18 protein-coding genes are annotated in these 19319 nt (G+C 67.9%); 12 read left to right on the top strand and 6 right to left on the bottom strand.

Translation table 11 applies throughout. The annotated features are described in order from the left end of the window. Positions 1 to 7 precede the first annotated feature (7 nt). Positions 8 to 904 carry a 3-hydroxyisobutyrate dehydrogenase gene (gene mmsB / locus ACSFA7_RS03090; protein ID WP_435498018.1) on the top strand — a complete coding sequence of 299 codons (897 nt, stop codon included), beginning with the start codon at positions 8 to 10 and terminating at the stop codon, positions 902 to 904. Here the strand turns inward: mmsB and ACSFA7_RS03095 are convergent, their stop codons facing one another. Further along, positions 905 to 1864, bottom strand: coding sequence for a LysR family transcriptional regulator (locus tag ACSFA7_RS03095; RefSeq protein WP_435498019.1), 960 nt, complete (start codon positions 1862 to 1864; stop codon positions 905 to 907). It lies immediately after the preceding gene. 170 nt (positions 1865 to 2034) lie between these two features. On the opposite strand from ACSFA7_RS03095, the gene ACSFA7_RS03100 reads away from it, so the two are divergent. Genes ACSFA7_RS03100 through ACSFA7_RS03135 form a run of 8 tightly spaced genes read left to right on the top strand, consistent with a single transcriptional unit; the run spans position 2035 to position 9612 of the window. Then, on the top strand, positions 2035 to 2859 hold the full coding sequence (locus tag ACSFA7_RS03100; RefSeq protein ID WP_435498020.1) for a putative hydro-lyase: 825 nt from the start codon (positions 2035 to 2037) through the stop codon (positions 2857 to 2859). A gap of 53 nt (positions 2860 to 2912) precedes the next feature. Continuing rightward, the gene (locus ACSFA7_RS03105) at positions 2913 to 4148 is read left to right on the top strand and encodes an MFS transporter (protein WP_435498021.1); all 1236 of its coding nucleotides are present in this window, start codon (positions 2913 to 2915) and stop codon (positions 4146 to 4148) included. Positions 4149 to 4152: 4 nt separating this feature from the next. Then, entirely contained in the window at positions 4153 to 5556 is a 1404-nt protein-coding gene (locus tag ACSFA7_RS03110) for an acetyl-CoA carboxylase biotin carboxylase subunit (protein ID WP_435498022.1), read from the top strand. 17 nt (positions 5557 to 5573) lie between these two features. Beyond that, positions 5574 to 6290, top strand: a complete 717-nt coding sequence (pxpB, locus tag ACSFA7_RS03115; RefSeq protein WP_435498023.1) for a 5-oxoprolinase subunit PxpB — start codon at positions 5574 to 5576, stop codon at positions 6288 to 6290. Further along, positions 6287 to 7294: a 5-oxoprolinase subunit C family protein gene (locus tag ACSFA7_RS03120; RefSeq protein WP_435498024.1), complete on the top strand. Its 1008-nt coding sequence runs from the start codon at positions 6287 to 6289 to the stop codon at positions 7292 to 7294. The genes pxpB and ACSFA7_RS03120 overlap by 4 nt, the downstream gene beginning before the upstream one ends. Then, positions 7291 to 8106 carry a LamB/YcsF family protein gene (locus ACSFA7_RS03125; RefSeq protein WP_435498025.1) on the top strand — a complete coding sequence of 272 codons (816 nt, stop codon included), beginning with the start codon at positions 7291 to 7293 and terminating at the stop codon, positions 8104 to 8106. Before ACSFA7_RS03120 ends, ACSFA7_RS03125 begins: the two co-directional genes overlap by 4 nt. After that, positions 8099 to 8323 (top strand): acyl-CoA carboxylase biotin carboxyl carrier protein subunit, encoded by a 225-nt coding sequence (locus ACSFA7_RS03130; RefSeq protein WP_435498026.1) that lies wholly within the window; start codon positions 8099 to 8101, stop codon positions 8321 to 8323. Before ACSFA7_RS03125 ends, ACSFA7_RS03130 begins: the two co-directional genes overlap by 8 nt. Before the next feature lie 32 nt (positions 8324 to 8355). After that, on the top strand, positions 8356 to 9612 hold the full coding sequence (locus tag ACSFA7_RS03135; RefSeq protein ID WP_435498027.1) for a hypothetical protein: 1257 nt from the start codon (positions 8356 to 8358) through the stop codon (positions 9610 to 9612). 4 nt (positions 9613 to 9616) lie between these two features. Here ACSFA7_RS03135 and ACSFA7_RS03140 read toward each other — a convergent pair whose 3' ends face one another. From ACSFA7_RS03140 to ACSFA7_RS03150, 3 genes are read right to left on the bottom strand one after another with little or no spacing between them, the layout of a single operon-like run. Next, the gene (locus ACSFA7_RS03140; RefSeq protein WP_206178577.1) at positions 9617 to 9775 is read right to left on the bottom strand and encodes a hypothetical protein; all 159 of its coding nucleotides are present in this window, start codon (positions 9773 to 9775) and stop codon (positions 9617 to 9619) included. Beyond that, positions 9747 to 11063, bottom strand: coding sequence for an MFS transporter (locus ACSFA7_RS03145; protein ID WP_435498028.1), 1317 nt, complete (start codon positions 11061 to 11063; stop codon positions 9747 to 9749). Before ACSFA7_RS03145 ends, ACSFA7_RS03140 begins: the two co-directional genes overlap by 29 nt. Before the next feature lie 11 nt (positions 11064 to 11074). Further along, the gene (locus tag ACSFA7_RS03150; RefSeq protein WP_435498883.1) at positions 11075 to 12496 is read right to left on the bottom strand and encodes an amidase; all 1422 of its coding nucleotides are present in this window, start codon (positions 12494 to 12496) and stop codon (positions 11075 to 11077) included. Between the two features lie 118 nt (positions 12497 to 12614). Here ACSFA7_RS03150 and gcvA point away from each other — a divergent pair, with 118 nt between their 5' ends. Then, complete coding sequence (gene gcvA / locus ACSFA7_RS03155) at positions 12615 to 13562, top strand: transcriptional regulator GcvA (protein ID WP_435498029.1); 948 nt, start codon at positions 12615 to 12617, stop codon at positions 13560 to 13562. Here gcvA and ACSFA7_RS03160 read toward each other — a convergent pair. Continuing rightward, positions 13531 to 14457 carry a LysR family transcriptional regulator gene (locus tag ACSFA7_RS03160; RefSeq protein WP_435498030.1) on the bottom strand — a complete coding sequence of 309 codons (927 nt, stop codon included), beginning with the start codon at positions 14455 to 14457 and terminating at the stop codon, positions 13531 to 13533. The two genes, gcvA and ACSFA7_RS03160, sit on opposite strands and share 32 nt — an antisense overlap. A gap of 102 nt (positions 14458 to 14559) precedes the next feature. Between ACSFA7_RS03160 and metE the strand changes: the two genes are divergently transcribed. Beyond that, positions 14560 to 16905 (top strand): 5-methyltetrahydropteroyltriglutamate--homocysteine S-methyltransferase, encoded by a 2346-nt coding sequence (gene metE, locus ACSFA7_RS03165; protein WP_435498031.1) that lies wholly within the window; start codon positions 14560 to 14562, stop codon positions 16903 to 16905. 37 nt (positions 16906 to 16942) lie between these two features. Next, entirely contained in the window at positions 16943 to 17794 is an 852-nt protein-coding gene (locus ACSFA7_RS03170; RefSeq protein WP_435498032.1) for a hypothetical protein, read from the top strand. Here ACSFA7_RS03170 and ACSFA7_RS03175 read toward each other — a convergent pair. Then, the gene (locus ACSFA7_RS03175) at positions 17736 to 19247 is read right to left on the bottom strand and encodes a short-chain fatty acyl-CoA regulator family protein (RefSeq protein ID WP_435498033.1); all 1512 of its coding nucleotides are present in this window, start codon (positions 19245 to 19247) and stop codon (positions 17736 to 17738) included. The two genes, ACSFA7_RS03170 and ACSFA7_RS03175, sit on opposite strands and share 59 nt — an antisense overlap. Positions 19248 to 19319: the final 72 nt, after the last annotated feature.

Genomic DNA, 19319 nt, shown 5'->3' on the forward strand with positions numbered 1-19319 from the left:
CAAACACATGAAGATCGCATTCATCGGCCTCGGCAACATGGGCGGCCCGATGGCCTTGAACCTGCTCAAGGCCGGCCACACGCTCAGCGCCTTCGACCTCTCGGCTGAGGCCTGCAAGAAGTTCGGCGCCGAGGGCCTGCCCATTGCCAAGTCGGCGGCCGAGACCGTCGCCGACGCCGAAGTCGTGATCAGCATGCTGCCGGCCAGCGCGCACGTCGAGGGCCTGTTCCTCGGCGGCGCGGGCAAGCCCGGCCTGCTGGAGAGCATCAAGGCCGGCACGCTCGTGATCGACAGCAGCACCATCGCCGCCGCCACGTCGCGCAAGGTGGCCGAGGCGGCCGCTGCCAAGGGCGTGGCGATGATCGACGCACCCGTGTCGGGCGGCACCGGCGGCGCGATCGCCGGCACGCTGACCTTCATGGTCGGCGGCGAGACCAAAGACCTGGAGCGCGCGCGCCCGGTGCTCGAGAAGATGGGCGCCAACATCTTCCACGCCGGTGCAGCCGGTGCGGGCCAGACCGCGAAGATTTGCAACAACATGCTGCTCGGCATTTTGATGATCGGCACCTCCGAGGCGCTGGCGCTTGGCGTGGCCAACGGGCTCGATCCGAAGGTGCTCTCCGAAATCATGCGCCGCAGCTCGGGCGGCAACTGGGCGCTCGAGAAGTACAACCCGATGCCGGGCGTGATGGAAACGTCGCCCGCCTCGAAGAACTACGCGGGCGGCTTCGGTACCGACCTGATGCTCAAGGACCTGGGTCTGGCGCAAGAGAACGCGGCCGCCGTGCGCGCCGCCACGCCCCTGGGCGGCCTGGCGCGCAGCCTGTATGCGGCGCACAGCCTTGCGGGCCACGGCGCGCTGGACTTCTCCAGCGTGCTGAAGCTGGTGCAGAAGGCTTCCTGATCAGGTGCCGGTGAGGGGCGAGGCTTCCTCGGGCTCCTCTTGCAGGTTGGTGGCCCATGGCGGGCCCGCAGCCTTGCAGTAGCTCGCCACCACCTCCCGGATGATGGTGTCGACCGCCGCCACGGCGGGCGACGACTCCCTCGGCCGCGTCACCGTCACGACCAGCGGCGGCAGGGCGGGCCCCTCGCAGAGCTTCAGGTCCCCGGCCTCGATCTCGCGCTGCACGAAGATCGGTGGAATCGCCGCCACGCCGAAGCCTTCCTTCACGAGCTGCACGATCGACTGCACCGACGGAAAGCTGCAGATGCGCGGCTCGGCCTCGCGTCCCGCGAACAGCGCGCGGATGTGCGCGTGCGGGCTGGAGGTGCGCACATAGGTCAGCACGGGAATGCGTTCGAGGTCTTCGAGCGTCAGCACGTCTCGCGTGGGCCATACGTCGGGCCGCGCGATCCAGCGGATCGGAAAGCGCGACAGCGGCGTCACTTCGAGCTCCATGTTGCCGGCCGCTTCCTCGACGGGATCGTTCTGGATCAAGAGGTCGAGCTTGTGCTGGCGGAACTGCTCCCGCAGGTTGCGCGCGGGCTCGACGGTGATGTCCGGGTCCACCGCGGGAAAGCGCCGCGTGAGCCCGTGGATCAGCGGCGTGAGCCAGGTATGGACCACGGTCTCGATCACGCCGATGCGCACGCGCCCGGCGGGTGGCGCATCGGGCTGTGTCGAGAGCTTGAGCTCGCGCTCCAGCGCGAGCATGCGCTCGGCCTGTCGCACCACCTGTTCGCCGACGGGCGTGAGGGTCAGGGTGCGATTCGAACGGTCAACAAGGAAAACCCCTAGTTCGTCTTCCAGAGCTGCAATGCGCTGAGATGCGGCCGCCTGCGTGGTGTGCAGTACCTGCGCGGTCTCGCGAAAGCTCTTCAGGCGGGAAAGGACGACCAGCGTCTCCAGAAAGCGTGTGTTCATCGGTCCGTCGGTGTTCGGTGCAAGGCGGTTCTTAAAAAAATCTTATCGAGGGTTCGAACAATTTCTGAGTCGACGTCATCGGCGTGCCGTGATTTCATCGCCCCCCATTGACGGTGTGCCGGCATGCAAGTCCTGCACCAGCACAAAAGCATGACATCAAGAGGTACGCAATGGAATTGGTGGATACGGGCAGTGCCGTGCAGGCGCCCGACGAGACATTCGAAGACGCCTACGAGGCGCGGCAGGCCATCCGCGCCGGCCGCTGGCGCCGCCACACGAGCGGGCTGGCTCCTGCGCACGTGCAGGGCAATCTGGCGATCTTGCCGCTGGACCTGGCCTCGGACTTCATGCGCTTCTGCCAGAGCAATCCCAAACCGTGCCCGTTGCTGGCGGTCGGCCAGCCCGGCAACCCGCAGTTGCCCACGCTGGGCCGCGACATCGACATCCGCACCGACGTGCCCGCCTACCGCGTCTATCGCGAAGGCGTGCTGGTGGACGAGGTGAACGACCTGAAGGCCCTCTGGCAGGGCGATTTCGTGGCCTTCGTTCTGGGCTGCTCGTTCTCGTTCGAGCATGGCCTCATCGATGCGGGCATTCCGCTGCGCCATGTGGACGAGGGCAAGAACGTGGCCATGTACAGGACGAACATCCAGACCGTGCCGGCCGGCCCCTTCCACGGGCCGATGGTGGTGTCGATGCGGCCGATGAAGGCGGCCGACGCGATTCGCGCGGTGCAGATCACCGCGCGCGTGCCCAAGGTGCACGGCGCGCCGGTGCACATCGGCGACCCGGCGCTGATCGGCATTGCCGACATCGCGAAGCCCGACTTCGGCGATGCGGTGCGCATCGCGCCCGACGAACTGCCCGTGTTCTGGGCCTGCGGCGTGACGCCCCAGGCGGTGGTGATGGCTGCCAAGCCCGCGCTGTGCATCACGCACTCGCCGGGGTACATGCTGGTCACCGACATGCTCAATCGCGATCTGCCGTTCGCCTGAGCACTCGCCTCGTTCTTCGACACCTGTTTTTCATCACCTAGAGGATTTCCACCATGTGGCTGCAGGAAACCAAACCCCAGGAGCGCCGGACGCTGGTCGCCGCCTTCGCCGGCTACGGCGTCGATGCGTTCGACTACATGATCTACACCTTCATGATCCCCACGCTGATCCTGGTGTGGGGCATGACGAAAACCGAAGCCGGCTACATCGCGACCGGCGCGCTGGTCACCTCGGCCATCGGCGGCTGGCTCGCGGGCATCCTGGCCGACAAATATGGCCGCGTTCGCATCCTGCAGCTCACGGTGCTGTGGTTCAGCTTCTTCACCTTTTTGAGCGGCTTCACGCAATCGCCCGAGCAGCTCTTCGTCACCCGCGCGCTGCAGGGGCTGGGCTTCGGCGGCGAGTGGTCGGTGGGCTCGGTGCTGATCGCCGAGATGATCCAGGCGCGCCACCGTGGCAAGGCCGTGGGGCTGGTGCAAAGCAGCTGGGCCGTGGGCTGGGGCGTCTCGGCCATCGCGTTCTGGGCGGTGTATGCCTTGCTGGAACCGGCGCTCGCTTGGCGCGTGCTGTTCTGGATCGGCGTGCTGCCGGCGCTGTTGATCCTCTACATCCGTCGCAACATCAGCGACCCCGAGGTCTATCACCAGACCCGTGCGCGCATGGCGAAGGAGGGCGACAAGGGCAATTTCCTGGAGATCTTTTCTCCCAAGCTGCTCAAGACCACGATCCTCGCGAGCCTGCTGGCCACCGGGATGCAGGGCGCCTACTACGCGGTGACCACCTGGCTGCCGACGTACCTGAAGATGGAGCGCAACCTCTCGGTGTTCAACACCAGCGGCTACCTGCTGGTGCTGATCCTCGGCTCCTTCGTGGGCTACCTCACGAGCGCATGGCTGTCCGACAAGCTGGGCCGGCGCCGCTGCTTCATGCTGTTCGCGCTGTGCGCCGGGCTGCTGGTGATCGCGTACACGCAGATCCCGATCACCGACGCAATGATGCTGGTGCTCGGCTTTCCGCTCGGCTTCTTTCTCTCGGGCATCTTCTCGGGCATGGGGGCCTATCTGAGCGAGCTGTTCCCCAGCCGCGTGCGGGGCTCGGGCCAGGGCTTTTGCTACAACTTCGGCCGCGCGGTCGGCTCGATCTGCCCAGCGCTCATCGGCTACATGAGCACCTCGATGCCGCTGGGCATTGCCATTGGCTACATGGCAGCGGGCGGCTACCTGCTGGTGATCGTTGCGTCGCTGCTGCTGCCTGAAACGGGCGGGCTCGAACTCACCTCGGAGGATTGAAGCGATGAAGCGCATCCTCATTGCCAACCGGGGCGAGATTGCCTGCCGCGTCATCCGCGCTTGCAAGGCGCTCGGCATCGAGACGGTGGCTGTCTATTCCGAAGCCGATGCGAAGGCGCTGCATGTTGAGATGGCCGACCATGCGGTCGCCATCGGCCCCGCATCGCCGGCCGAGAGCTACCTGAACCACGAGCGCATCCTGGCCGCCGCCGTCGCGCACGGCGCGGAAGGCGTCCATCCGGGCTACGGCTTCCTCTCGGAGAACACGGCGTTCGCACGTGCCGCCGAGGCTGCAGGCGTGGTGTGGATCGGCCCCACGCCGCAGAGCATCGAGGAGATGGGCGACAAGGAGCGCGCCCGCGAAATCGCCAAGGCCGCCGGTGTGCCGACGCTGCCGGGCAGCCGGCGCTTCGCGCTCGACGATCTGGCGGGCATCGAGGAAGCGGCTGTGGCCGTGGGCTATCCGCTGCTGGTCAAGGCCACGGGCGGTGGCGGCGGCATCGGCATGCGGCTGGTGGATGCGCCCGAGAAGTTGCTGGCCTCGGTATCGGCCACGCAGCAACTCGCTGCCAAGTCGTTCAAGGACGGCACGATCTACCTGGAGCGCTATGTGCCGAGGGCACGCCATGTGGAGATCCAGGTGTTCGGCTACGGCGACGGCAGCGCGGTGCATCTGTTCGAGCGCGAGTGCTCGATCCAGCGGCGCTTCCAGAAGATCATCGAGGAGAGCCCCGCACCGGGCGTGCCGGCCGAACTGCGCGCGCGCATGGCCAAGGCAGCCGCCGCGCTGGCCGCGTACCAGCGCTATCGCGGTCCGGGCACGGTCGAATTCATCGTGGATGCGGATTCGCTCGAATTCTTCTTTCTCGAGATGAACACGCGCATCCAGGTCGAGCATCCGGTCACGGAGATGGTGACGGGCTGGGACCTGGTGCAGCAGCAGATCAAGCTGGCGGCCGCGGGGCCGTCGCTCGCGGGCTTCGAGAAGATCGCGCAAGAGGACATCGCGACGCATGGCGCAGCCATCGAATGCCGGCTCTATGCGGAGAACCCGGCGAAGAACTTCTTCCCGTCGCCGGGTCCGCTCGATGTTTTCCAACTGCCGCCGGCCGGACCCCACCTGCGCGTGGACACCGGCGTGCGGCAGGGCGATGTGATCACGCCTTTCTACGACCCGATGATCGCCAAGATGATCGTCTGGGGCGAGACCCGCGACGCGGCGCTCGCTGCGATGCTGGATGCGCTGGAGGCGAGCCGCATCGAGGGTGTGAAGAACAACCTCGCGTTCCTGAAAGCGGTGATCCGCCACGAGGACTTCGCGGCCGGGCGGCTCGACACCGGGCTGGTCGAGCGCGAGCGTGCGCGGCTGCTCGAAGCGATGGCGGGTGCTGCGCCAACGGCGGGTTGAACGCCAGGGTGCGACCGATGACTTCTTCCAGCACATCCCCCTGGCGCATCGCCCCGGTGGGCGACCGCAGCCTGATCGTGGAATTCGGCCAGATCGTGGAGCCAGCCGTCAACGCCACCGTGCGCAGCTTTGCGCGCGAACTGCTCGACGAGCCCATCGCGGGCATCGTCGACGTGGTGCCGGCCTTCACCACCGTGGCCGTGCATTACCGCCCCGAGTTCTTCGCGGAGGGCGCTTCGCCCTATGACGTGCTGCGCCGGCGGCTCGACGCCTTGCTGGCGCGCGGTATCCGCCACCACGACGAGGATGCGCGCACGGTCGACATCCCCGTTTGCTACGGCGGCGAGTTCGGCCCCGACCTCGAAGAGGTCGCCGCCGCCTGCGGGCTGCGGGCCGAAGAGGTGATCGCGCGCCACGTCGCGTCGCAGCACCTCGTCTACATGCTCGGCTTCGCGCCGGGCTTCCCCTACATCGGCGGGCTCGATCCGTCGCTCGCCGTACCGCGCCGCAGCACGCCACGCACGCGCATTCCCGCGGGCAGCGTGGCGATTGCACGCGACCAGACCTCGATCTATTCGCTGGAAACGCCGGGCGGATGGAACGTGATCGGCCGCACGCCGCTGAAGCTGTTCGATGCGGCGGCCGAATCGCCATGCCTGCTGCGTCCCGGCGATCGCATCCGCTTCGTGCCGGCATCGGCGGACGCCTTCGGCAACGCGGAGGTCCAGCGATGAGCACCATCGAAGTCATCAAGCCCGGCGCGCTGTCGCTGCTGCAGGACTTGGGGCGCCATGGCTACCAGCACCTGGGCGTGGTGGTCGGCGGCGCGATGGACGAGTGGTCGCATCGCTGCGCCAACGCGCTGCTAGGCAACCAGGAAGACGAGGCCACGCTCGAAATCACGCTGATGGGGCCGAGCCTGCTGTTCCGCGAGACCCAGGCGATCGCGCTGTGTGGCGCGAACCTGTCGGCACGCATCGGCGAGGCCGAGCTGCCGATGAACCGCGCCGTGCGGGTGCGCGCCGGTGCGCGGCTGGATTTCGGCAAGCGCATCGGCGGCATGCGCAGCTACCTCGCGGTGCGCGGCGGCTTCGCGGTGCAACCGGTGATGGACAGCCGCAGCACCTATGTGCGCGGCGCGTTCGGCGGGCTGCAGGGGCGGGCGCTGAAGAAGGGCGACCTGCTGGAGGTCGGCGGGGTGCAGCCGGTTTCCGCCGCGGCGGTCGCCCGCTTGGGCGCCAGGGATTTCGTCGAGCTTCACCCACCCGAGGTCCACGCGACGCCCCTCGCACCGCAGGCATCGGGGCCGGTGCCGGTGCGCGTGATCGCGGGCCAGCAATGGGCGCTGTTCACCGACGAAGCGCAGCAGGCCTTCGTGCAGACCGACTTTCGCATCAGCCCGCAGTCCGACCGCATGGGCTTCCGGCTCGAAGGACCGGTGCTCGAGCGCCGGCATGCGATGGAAATGATCTCCGAGGGCGTGGCCTTCGGCACGGTGCAGGTGCCGCCCGACGGCCAGCCGATCGTGCTGATGGCCGACCGGCAGACCACCGGCGGCTATCCCAAGATCGCCTGCGTGGCCAGCGTCGACCTGCCATTGGTCGCGCAGCTGGCGCCGCAAGAGGCGCTGCGCTTCGAGCCGATTTCGCTCGAGGCGGCGCAGGCGCTCTACCTGGAGCGCGAGCGCGCCCTCGCGCGGCTGCGCAACCTGGTGCGCGCGGCCGGGGAGGCGCAATGACACAGGCGCTGCGCATCGACATCAACTGCGACATGGGCGAGGGCTTCGGCGCCTGGGCGATGGGCAACGACATCGAGCTGCTCGACCATGTGAGTTCGGCCAACATCGCATGCGGCTTCCATGCGGGCGATCCGTCGACCATGCGCCGCGTGGTTGCGGCGGCATTGCACCGCGGCGTGCGGGTCGGCGCGCACCCGGGCCTGCCCGACCTGCAGGGTTTCGGGCGGCGCGTGATGCAGGTGTCTCCGTCCGAGGTCTACGCGATGGTGGTCTACCAGGTCGGCGCACTCGGGGCCTTCGCGAAGGCGGCCGGCGGCGCGCTGAGCCATGTGAAGGCACACGGCGCGCTCTACAACATGGCCGCGAAAGACCGCGCCCTGGCGGATGCGATCGCACGTGCGGTGCACGAGGTCGATCCGCGGCTGGTGCTGTTCGGCCTGGCCGGCAGCGAGATGATCTGCGCCGCCGAGGCCCTGGGCCTGCCGGTCGCTGCCGAAGTGTTCGCCGATCGCAGCTACCAGGACGACGGTTCGCTGTCGCCGCGCGGCCAGCCCGGCGCCCTGATCGAAGACGCCGACGTGGCCACCGCACAGGTGCTGCAGATGGTGCAGCACGGCACGGTGCGTGCGGCCAGCGGCAAGGAGGTCGCGCTGCGCGCCGACACGCTGTGCATCCATGGCGACCAGCCGGGCGCGCTCGCGTTCGTGCGGCGCATCCGCAGCGCGCTCGACGCCATCGGCGTGCGCGTGGCCGCCCCCGAATTCCCGTCAACGACCCGCACGCAATCAACCGGAGGAAATCCCCATGCCTGAACACAACATCGTGGCCGACGTCAGCGGCCGTGTCTGGAAACTCGAGGTCGCCGAAGGCCAGCAGGTCGCGGAGGGCGACACGCTGCTGATCGTGGAGTCCATGAAGATGGAAATCCCGGTGGAAGCACCGGCCGCGGGCACGGTGCTGCGCATCCTGGCTGCCGAAGGCGAAATGGTGACCGACGAGCAGGTGCTTGTCGTGCTGGCATCTGCGTAAACATTTCCCCTGCAACACATCAAGGCCACACCATGCCCATTTCATCTCTTCGCCGCATCTCCACCGTGGCGGCCTGCGCCGCGTTCGTCGCGGGTTGCTCGACCCTGCCGCCGCCATCGGCCACCGAAGGCCCCGGCAAGTTTGCCGACGCGCACTTCCACATTGCCAACTACGCCTACCAGGGCGCGTCGCTCAAGCAGTTGCTGCGCGACTACATGAAGGACGACATGGTGCGCTCCACCGTCATGCCGCTGCCGCTGCAGCAGAAATGGGACGGCTTCGAGCAGTACGCCGGCGACAAGGTCGCGCCCACCTACTACCTCGGACCGAAGGCCGAGCTGTACTACTACGCCTTTGCCGATGCGATGTACGCGAAGGAATACCTCACGCTGTCACCGGCCGAGCAGAGCCGGCTCGACTTGATGATCACCGGCTTCAACCCGATGGACCGCTATGCCGCGCAGCACATCAAGCGCGCGCTGCTGACCTTCCCGGGCGCCTTCGCCGGCATTGGCGAGTTCACGGTGCACAAGGAGCTGGTGTCGCGCAAGATCGCGGGCGACCCGATCAGCTACACCGCCGCGGGCGGCAAGCAGCCGCCCGACACGACGGAGAAGGACGGCAAGCTCTCGCTTTACAGCCCCGCGCTGGTGGACATCCTGAAGACGGTGGCCGAGACCGGCCTGGTCGCCACGCTGCACAACGACATCTACCCGGCCGACGTGACCTACGACGGCACGGTGGAGGCGCTGCGCCCGCAGAACAACTACGAGGCAGGCTTGAAGCAGCTCTGCGTGCAGGCGCCGGGCGCCAGCGTGATCTGGGCGCACACGGGCCTGGGGCGCTTCGTGAAGCCCACGCGCGACCATCTGCAGATGGTGTCGCGCGTGCTCGACGCCTGCCCCGGCTGGAGCGTCGACATTTCATGGGACATCGTGCAGGAGCGCTTCATCAAGCCCGAGCCCGGCATGCCGACCACCGACGAGTGGGCGCAGTTCGTCACCCGCTACCAGGACCGCGTGCTGTGGGGCTCGGACACCGTGATCTACAGCCGCAACGTGGTCGACCCGAAGGGCGTGCCGGTCTCGATGGGCAAGCGCATGACCTTCGACCAGTACATGGCCGTGCCGAAGATCACGTCGCCGTTGTTCGAGAAGGTGGGCCCGCAGATCAGCCAGAAGGTGCGCGTGGGCAATTACGTGAAGCTGTTCGACGGTGCGAAGAAGAAGGTGCGCGCCTGGGAGGCAGCGCATGCCGCGGACGACGTGTGGGACCTGAGCGCCCGCTAGGGCGTCAGATGAAGTAGGCCTTCACGGCCCAGAGGACGCCCAGCACGACAGCGACCAGCACGACGAAGAGCATCCAGGCCCGGGTGAACGCCTGGGCCTCTGTGATGGGTGCGGAGGCTGCCGCTGGAGGCGGGCTAGGGGCTGCGGGCGGTTGTGGGTTCATTCCCGACTGTACCCCGCGCCGGTCCGGCCGCGGCCGGTTTTACCGAAGCATCCCGCCGGGCCATCGCCAGCAGGATGCCGGCCGCGACGAGGTTCGCGCCGATGCTGGCCACGATCGGGAGCAGGTAGCTGCGGCTGATGTCGAAGGCGAAGCCCGCGGCGCTGGGCCCCACGAGGGTGCCTACTGCCACGCTGGTGTAGAGCACGCCGATGATCGCGCTGATGTTGCGTCCGCCGAAGTAGTCCATCACCAGCGCCGGCAGCAGGGCGACGAAGCCGCCGTAGAACACGCCATAGGCGAACGCGAACACGGCCAGTCCCCAGAGCCCGCCGGACACGGCCCACACCACCAGAGAGAGCGCCATGCCCGCGGACATCAGCGGCAGCGCGAGCTGGCGGCCGATGCGGTCGGCCAGCCCGCCGAGGAAGAAGCGGCCGGCCGTGCTGCCCACGCCGATGGCGCCCAGCAGCAGCACCGCCGAGGTCGACGGCACGCCGTGGTCGAGCGCGTAGGGCACGAGGTGGACGAAGGGCACGAACAGGCCGAACGAGCTGATGAGGCACGCAGCGTAGAGGCCGCCGAATCGTCGTGACGTCACCGCTTCGCGCACCGTGGCGCCTGACGGTGCGGCCGATGGCGCTTGTGGCTGCGGCGGATCGCCGTCGGGGCCGAGCCCGCGGTCGCGTGGATCGTTCTCGATCAGGAGCGCCATGCCCACGCCCACCACCACGGCGAGCACGCCGAGCGCCAGGTAGGCGTGACGCCATCCGATCGCCTCGATGAGGAGCGACGCCAGCGGGGGCATCACCAGCGTGCCCACGCCGATGCCACTGACCGCGAGCCCCGAGGCGAACCCGCGTCGCTTGACGAACCAGCGCTGCACCGCGCCGAGCACCGGCACATAGGACGCGCCCACGCCCAGGCCCACACCGAGCCCGTACGCGAGGTAGATCTGCGTGAGGCTCTGCGCCTGCCCCGCGAGGGCCAGACCCAACCCGACCAGCACCATGCCCGCGACCGCCAGCCGCCGGGAACCCCATCGGTCCGCCAGCGGGCCGCTGATCACGCCGAGCCCGAAGTAGAGAAAGCCCGCGAGCGAGAACACCAGCGAGACCGAGCCGCGCGAGGCGCCGAAGTCGCGCTGCAGCGATTCGAGAAATGCGCTGAAGGTGTAGGCGCTGCCAAAGCCCACGAGGGTCACGGCGAAGGCGCCCGCGACCACGAGCCAGCCGTGGAAGAGGCGTGCGCGCGGCGATGCGGATGAGGGGGTCAAGGGGGAGGTCTCCATGTTCTTTTTCTTCAGTCCAGCGGATGGCGGCGGTGCCATGCGGTCACGCCCTGGAACGCGGCGCCGGCGCGGACCAGCGTGGCTTCGTCCATGTGCGCCGCGACGAGTTGAAATGCGAGCGGCATGCCGGCATCGGTGAACCCGCCGGGCAGCGTGATCGTGGGGTGGCCTGTCATGTCGAAGGGTGCGGTGTACCGCAGCAGTGCGGACACCAGTGTCGGCGTTTCGCCCAGCGTCTGCATCGCGTTGACGGTGGGCGATGCGAAGGGGTGCACGGGAACCAGCAGCAGGTCGATGTCGGCGAACAGGGCCGAGACGCGGCCGCGCAGGGCCATGCGGCGCAGGTGGATCTTCTGGAGCTCGGTTCCGCTCACGACATGGCCGGCTTCGATGACCGAAGCGAGCACGGGGCCGTACGCGCCCTTACGCGATGGGTAGGTCGCTTCATGGGCCACGGCGGCTTCCACCGCGCAGAGCGGAAACCAGTCTGCCACCGCCTGCGTTGCGTCGGGAAAGCGCAGGTCGACGAGGCGGGCGCCGAGTGCGCGCAAGGTCTCTGCCGCATCTTTCAGCATGGCTTGCGTCGCGGGGTCCACGCCGTCGCTGTTCCATGCGGCATCGATGCCGATGCGCAGGCCCCGCACACCGTGGTCCGCCGCCGCGAGGTAGTCGGGCACCGCGTCGCGTGCGGAGGTCGGATCGTTCTCGTCGCTGCCCGCGATCGCGCCGAGCAGCACGCCAGCATCGACCGCGCTGCGCGCCATCGGGCCGATGTGGTCCAGCGAGGCCGCGAGCTCGAACACACCGTGCCGGCTCACGCGGCCCCAGCTCGGCTTGATCCCGGTGAGGCCGTTGGCTGCAGAGGGAAAGCGGATCGACCCGCCCGTGTCGGAGCCGAGCGAGCCGAAGCACAGGCCCGCCGCCGTCGCCACGCCCGAGCCGCTGGACGACATGCCGGGCCAATGGTCCGCATGCCACGGGTTGCGCGGCGGTGTGATGGATGGGTGGTGATCGGAATAGGCGCCCTCGGTCAGCTGCAGCTTGCCGAGCAGCACCGCGCCTGCTTCCTTCAGGCGGCGTACCACGGTCGCATCCTCTGTGGGGATGTGGTGCCTGTGGATTGCCATGCCGCCCGCGGTGGCGAAGCCTGCGGTGAAGCACAGGTCCTTCACCGCGATGGGCACGCCGTGCAGCGGGCCGCGGTAACGGCCCGCGGCGATCTCCGCCTGCGCCGCCTCGGCCTGCGCCATCGCGGCATCGGTCATTACCAATGCGTAGCTGTGGAGCGCGCCGTCCAGCGCAGAGATGCGGTCGAGCTGGGCGCGGAGCACGGCGACGGGCGAGACCCGTCGCGTGCGGATGCGCGCGGCCAGTTCGGTGAGTTCCAGGTAATGGAGAGCGCCGCTGGAGTGATCAGAATATCTAATGTCAATGCGATCGGGTGTATGCAGCAAGGTGGTTTCTCGTTTCGGCTTTGTTGTGCCAATATTCCCCCTTGCCACGCAGCCAGGCAAACTAGATTTTCTGAAGCTTTCAGATCAGATTAACTAAATGACAGAGCACCAACTTCCCCCGCTCAACGCGCTGCGCGCCTTCGAGGCCACCGCCCGCCATCTCTCGGTCAAGAACGCGGCGGACGAGTTGTGCGTGACGCCCGGCGCGGTGAGCCAGTTGATCAAGACGCTGGAGGTGCACCTGGGCGTTCCGCTTTTTCGCCGCGTGAATCGCGGCATCTTCCTCACCGACCTCGGCCAAGCCTACCTGCCGCCGGTGCGCAATGCCTTCCGGCAGATCAGCGATGCCACGCGCCGTGTCGCGGTGCCCGAGGACACGGGCATCCTCACCGTGAGTGCCACGCCGTTCTTCGCCTCCGCGTGGCTGGTGCCTCGGCTCAAGAGCTTCCAGGATGCGCATCCAGACATCGACCTGCAGGTGATGAGCAGCAGCGCGCTGGCCGACTTCTCGCGCGATGGTGCGGGCGTTGCGATTCGCCACGGGCTGGGTCGCTATCCGGGGTTGAGCAGCCAGCGCGTGCTGACGGTGGAGATCGTTCCGGTCGCTGCGCCCGCACTGGTCAAGCAGCTTGGTATGCCGGAAACGCCAGCCGGTCTCACCCGCTGGCCGCGTGTGAACGATGCCGAACGCAAGGCGTGGGCACTGTGGTTCGAGGCGCAGGGCATCGAGAGCACGGGGCCTGCGCGCGGTCCGTCCTTCGACGATTCGGGCCTGCTCCTGAAGGCTGTGCTTGCAGGGCAGGGCGCGGCCTTGCTGCCCGCCGCGGTGGTGGCCGACGACCTGGCACAAGGCCGGCTCGTGCAGCTGTCGGATGCGAGCTGGCTCGAAGACTTCGCCTACTACCTCGTCTGCCCGGAGAACAGCCATGACCGCCCGAAGGTCGCAGCCTTTCGCGAGTGGATCCTGAGCGAGGCGAGCAAGACGGCGGCCCGTCCGCGCAAGAAGGCGCCCGCTAGAGCAGCTCGATCCCGGGCAGGCTCTTGAAGCAGCTCTCGCGCGTGATGCGCACGAAGTCGGCAAGCCACGGCTGATCTGAAGTGCCCTGCATGCAGGCCATGTAGAGCCGCCCCGTCAGCCCCTTGCTGCCGACGCGCCGCGCAGTGACATAGCCGCGGTCGAGGTAGTTCTGCACCGCCCAGAGCGGAAGGGTCGCAACGCCGCGCCCGCTCGCCACCAGTTGCAGCATCGCCACCGTGAGCTCGGTCGTGCGCCGGTGCGCGGGCTCCACGCCGGCCGGTGCGAGCACTTGCCGCACGATGTCGAGCATCTCGTCGGGCACGGGGTAGGTGATGAGCGTCTGGTCGGCGAAGTGCCGGGCCGTGAGGTGCGCCTTGGCCGTGAGCGCGTGGTCGTTGGCGAGCAGCGCGACGATCTCGAAGCGGAAGAGGGCGTGGTAGTCGACCGTTTCATCGGGGTCTTCTTCGGAGACGATGGCCACCTCGGCGCGGTTCTGCATCACCAGCGCGATCGGGTCGGGGTGGAAGCCCGAGACGATGTCCAGTTCGATCTCGGGCCAGCGCTGGCGGAATGCGTCCATCGCAGGCATCAGCCAGTCGAAGCAGGTGTGGCACTCGACCACGATGCGCAACTGGCCGCTGCGACCGAGCGCGAGCCGCGCCACGTCGCGCTCCGCTTCCTCGATCATGGGCAAGGCGGTGTCCGCCAGTTGCAGCAGCCGCAGGCCCGTGGTGCTGAACTGCGGCGGCACCGACTTGCGCTCGAAGAGCTGCGCGCCATAGCGGTCTTCGAGCAGCTTGATCTGGTGCGACAACGCCGACTGCGTGAGGTTGAGCAGCTGCGCTGCGCGCACCAGGCTGCCGGTGTCGCGCAACGCGATGAGCGTGCGCAAGTGGCGTATCTCTAGGATCGACTGCAACATGAATGATATTCAAGTGAATGGGCAAAACGTTTCGTTTGAATCATAGGCGCCAAACGCCGACCATTGCAGATTCTCAAGATTCAAGCGACCGGACTACCTGCAATGACCACCCGTACCCACACCCTCGGCTTTCCGCGCATGGGCGCCAACCGCGAACTGAAGTTCGCACTCGAAAAGCACTGGCGCGGCGAGATCGACCGCGCCGCGCTCGAGGCCGTCGGCGAGGAACTGCGCGCGCGCCACTGGCAGGCCCAGCGCGATGCGGGACTCGACTTCGTGACCGTCGGCGACTTCGCCTACTACGACCAGGTGGCCAACCACATCCAGCTGCTCGGCTGCGAGCCGGCGCGCTTCAACTTCTTAGGCGACGAGCCCGAGCTTTCGCGCTACTTCAAGATGGCGCGCGGCGTGGAAGACGAGGCCGGGCATGTACACGACGAAAGCTGCAACCACGGCACCGAAGGCACCTTCGCGCTGGAAATGACCAAGTGGTTCGACACCAACTACCACTACCTCGTGCCCGAATTCAATGCGGCCACGCAGTTCAAGCTGGCCTCCGCGCGGCTCTTCGACGAAGTGGCGCAGGCGCAGCAGGCCGGACACGCGGTCAAGTCCGTGCTGCTCGGGCCGCTGAGCTTCCTGTACCTGGGCAAGGAGAAGAAGGCCGGGTTCGACCGCTTCTCGCTGCTCGACGCGCTGCTGCCCGTGTACGAGCAGGTGCTCACTCGCCTGAAGCAGCAGGGCGTGGAGTGGGTGCAGATCGACGAGCCGATCCTCGGCCTGGACCTGCCCGATGTCTGGCGAAATGCCTTCGAGCGCGCCTACTGGCAGCTCGCACGCAGCGCGCCCAAGCTGCTGCTGGCCACGTACTTCTCGCCGCTCTCCGACAACCTGCGCCTGGCCTGCCAGCTGCCGGTCGCTGGCCTGCATGTGGACGCGGTGCGTTCGCCGCAGGAGCTGACCGGCGTGGCCGACTGGCTGCCGGCGCACAAGGTGCTGTCGGTGGGCATCGTCGATGGCCGCAACATCTGGCGCACCGACCCCGATGCCGCGCTCGCCACGCTGCGCCCGGTGGTCGACAAGAACCGCGGCGAGCTGTGGATCGCACCGTCGTGTTCTCTGCTGCACGTGCCGTTCAGCCTCGCGGCCGAGACCAGGCTCGATGCCGAGCTCAAGTCGTGGCTCGCCTTTGCTGTCGAGAAGCTCGATGAACTGCGCGTGCTGCGTGCCGTGCTCGATGGCGGTGAGGCGTCCGTCGCAAACGAACTCAAGACCGCACGCGCAGCCGTTGCCGCTCGTCGCAGCAGCCTGCGCGTGCACCGCGCCGACGTGGCGCTGCGCCTTGCGCGCAGCGTGGCCGGCGACGACGCCCGCACCTCGGTCTTCCCAAAACGCCAATTGGTACAGCGCACGCGCTTTGCATTGCCTGCTCTGCCGACCACCACCATCGGCTCGTTCCCGCAGACGCCTGACATCCGCGCCGCGCGTGCCGCCTTCAAGCGCGGTGAACTCGATTCGGCCGGCTACCGCGAGAAGATGCGCGCCGAGATCGCGCTGGCTGTGCGCAAGCAAGAAGAGCTGGGCATCGACGTGCTGGTGCATGGCGAGGCGGAGCGCAACGACATGGTCGAGTACTTCGGCGAACAGCTCAACGGCTTCGCCTTCACCGCCAATGGCTGGGTGCAGTCGTACGGCTCGCGCTGCGTGAAGCCGCCGGTGATCTTCGGCGACGTGGCGCGCCCGGCCGCGATGACGGTCGAATGGACCGCCTACGCGCAGAGCCTCACCAAGCTGCCGATGAAAGGCATGCTGACCGGCCCGGTCACGATCCTGCAGTGGTCCTTCGTGCGCGACGACCAGCCGCGCGCCACCACCTGCGAGCAGATCGCCTGGGCGATCCGCGACGAGGTGGTGGACCTCGAAGGCGCGGGCATCGGCATCATCCAGATCGACGAGCCCGCCATCCGCGAAGGCCTGCCGCTGCGCCGCGCGGGCTGGCCCGCGTACCTGAAGTCGGCGACGCGCGCCTTCCGCATCAGCGCCTCGGGCGTGCGCGACGAGACGCAGATCCACACGCACATGTGCTATTCGGAGTTCAACGACATCCTGCCGGAGATCGCGGCGATGGACGCCGACGTGATCACCATCGAGACTAGCCGCTCCGACATGGAACTGCTGCGCGGATTCGGTGGCGAGAACAATTCCGGGGGCTTTCGCTACCCGAACGAGATCGGCCCGGGCGTGTACGACATCCACTCGCCGCGCGTGCCCTCGGTGGAAGAGATCGTGCGCCTGATGCGCAAGGCCGCGGTCGTGGTGCCGCACGAGAACCTCTGGATCAACCCCGACTGCGGCCTGAAGACCCGCGGCTGGCCGGAAACCGAGGCGGCGCTGTCGAACATGGTCACGGCCGCGAAGCTGCTGCGCAAGGAGCTGGCGGCGGCCTGAAGCAGGGGCGGTCGTGATGAGCGCCAATAATGGCGCCATGACCGTCTCTCCTCTCGCAGCCAAACGCCTTGCCCTTGTCCTTTCGCTGCTGCTCGCGCCGGCCATGGCCTGGGCGCAGGACCGCGCCCAGGCCCTGATGCAATTCGAAGGCGTGCAGGCGCGCTACCAGGCCGCGTATGCACCCGGCGCCGTGTCGCGCGATGCACGGCAACTGTTGGACCCGCCGGACCAGGCCATCGCCGACAAGGCGCTTGCGGCGCTGGACACGGCTGCATCGCGGTCGTTCGACGTCAAGGCCTCGGTGGCTGCGATCCAGAAGGAAGTGGCCGCTGCAGGGAAGGGCGGGGCCGCACCGAGCGCGCAAGTGCTGGAAGCGGTGGCGCGCCTCGCCAAGCTGCGCGCCGACTACGCCGCGATGGACGATGCAGCCAAGGTCGAGTTCTTCAACCGCGAGCGCGCGAAGCCGGCCGACCCGGCGCGCACCGAGTTGCTCGAGCGCATGGCCGTGGCCGACACGCGCGAAGTCGATTTCTCGAGCCAGCTGCTGCTGAGCTCCGTCGTCAAGCAACTCGCACGGGGCAATGCCGGCCAGTTCACCTCGCTGCCCGATCGCACGCTCGACATGGCCGTCGACACGCTGTGGTCTCGTGGCATCACCTCGCCGCGTCCGCGGAATCTGCTGACGGTGGCGCGCGAGTTCGAGAAGCAGGTCACACAGGCGTTGCTCGCGGCATTGCCCGATGCGGACGTGGCGGCCTTGCTCGCCTGGCGCAACGACCCGCAGGCTGCGGCCGAGCGCGAAGCGTTGGTGGGCAGCTACCGCGCCGAGGTCAAGGGGAGCGGCGCCGTGGCGATCCGGACGCTGGTGCGCGGCTGGCCCCGCTCTTGAGTGCGGCCCGCGCGGCGCCGTATTTGTCGGGCGCCGCGGCGTAAGGCATGAAGCGGCTCTGGTTCTCGTCTACGTCGAGCGGCCGGCCGACGAACGGAAAGGCGCGCTGCGGGCAGGCCTCGCGCTCGCACACCTTGCAGCCCGCGCCGATGGGCGTCGGCACTTCGGGGTCGCGCAGGTCCATGCCCTTGGAGTAGACGAGCCGCGTGGCATGGCTGATGTCGCAGCCCAGGCCGATGGAAAAAGTCTTGTTGGGTGAGCCGTAGCCGCGAAAACCGTGCGACACGGTGCGCGCGATCCAGAGGTAGGCGCGCCCATCGGGCATGCGCGCGAGTTGCGTGAGTACGCGGCCCGGTTGCGCGAAGGCCTCGTACACGTTCCACAGCGGGCAGGTGCCGCCGGTCTTGGAGAAGTGGAAGTGCGTGGCCGACTGGCGCTTGGAGATGTTGCCGGCGCGGTCGACGCGGATGAGGAAGAAGGGCACGCCGCGCGCCTCCGGCCGCTGCAGCGAGCTCAGGCGGTGGCAGATCGTTTCGAAACCGACGCCGAAGCGGCGCGCGAGCTGGTCGATGTCGTAGCGCAACTGCTCGGCCGCTTCGAGGAACGCGCCGTAGGGCAGCAGCAATGCGGCGGCGAAGTAGTTCGCGAGGCCGATGCGCGCGAGCGAACGCGCGGTGTCGCTCGACAGCGGCGCATCGGCAACAAGCTTGTCGATCATGTCGCCGAGTTCGAGAAAGGCGAGTTGCGTGGCGAGCTGGAAGGCGTGCTGGCCCGGCTCCAGGTAACGCGAGAGCCTGAGTACACGTGTGACCGGATCGAAGCGACGTTGCGCGCCGCCTTCGTCGTCTTCGGCCGGGATCACCTGCACGCCGTGTGTTTCGAGCAGGCGGTGCGCAAGCCGGTCGCCGGGGTTGCCCTCGCGCAGTCGCCATTGTGCAGAGAAGGCCTCGGCGGCGTTGTCGAGCGGGGCGATGTGGTTCTGGTGCGCGAAGAAGAAATCGCGCACTTCCTCGAAGGGCATCGGCCGCGCCTGCGGCATGCGCGCGAGATCGCCGCGGCCGTCGCCGAGTTCGCCGGCCAGTGCCTCAAGTCGTTCCATGGCATCGCGATGACGCTGGTGCAGCGCAACCAGTGCGCGGCCCACCGCGGGCATCTGCGTAGCGACCTCGCGCAGCTCGGCGAGCGCGACCGCGTCGCCACCCGGGTTGTCGGCCAGCGCCTCGCGCAGGCTCGCGACGAGGCGCGCTTCCTCGTCCTCCGAAAAGGCCTGGATGTCGACGCCCAGCGTGGCATGCAGGCGCAGCAGCACCGGTACGGTGAGCGGCCGCTGGTTCTGCTCGATCTGGTTGAGGTAGCTGGGCGACAGGCCCAGCTGCTGCGCGAGCGCGAGCTGGCTCAGGCCGCGCTCTTCGCGCAGGCTGCGCAGCCGCACGCCCATGAAGGTCTTCTTCATCGTTCGATCCGTTCTTCGATGTTCGCAAGATTCGCAAATCGAGAGCGTCGTGTTCGCAATTATTCGCCAATC

Origin of the sequence: Variovorax trehalosi, from assembly GCF_051216415.1 — a bacterium.
In the GTDB taxonomy this organism is placed as follows: domain Bacteria; phylum Pseudomonadota; class Gammaproteobacteria; order Burkholderiales; family Burkholderiaceae_C; genus Variovorax.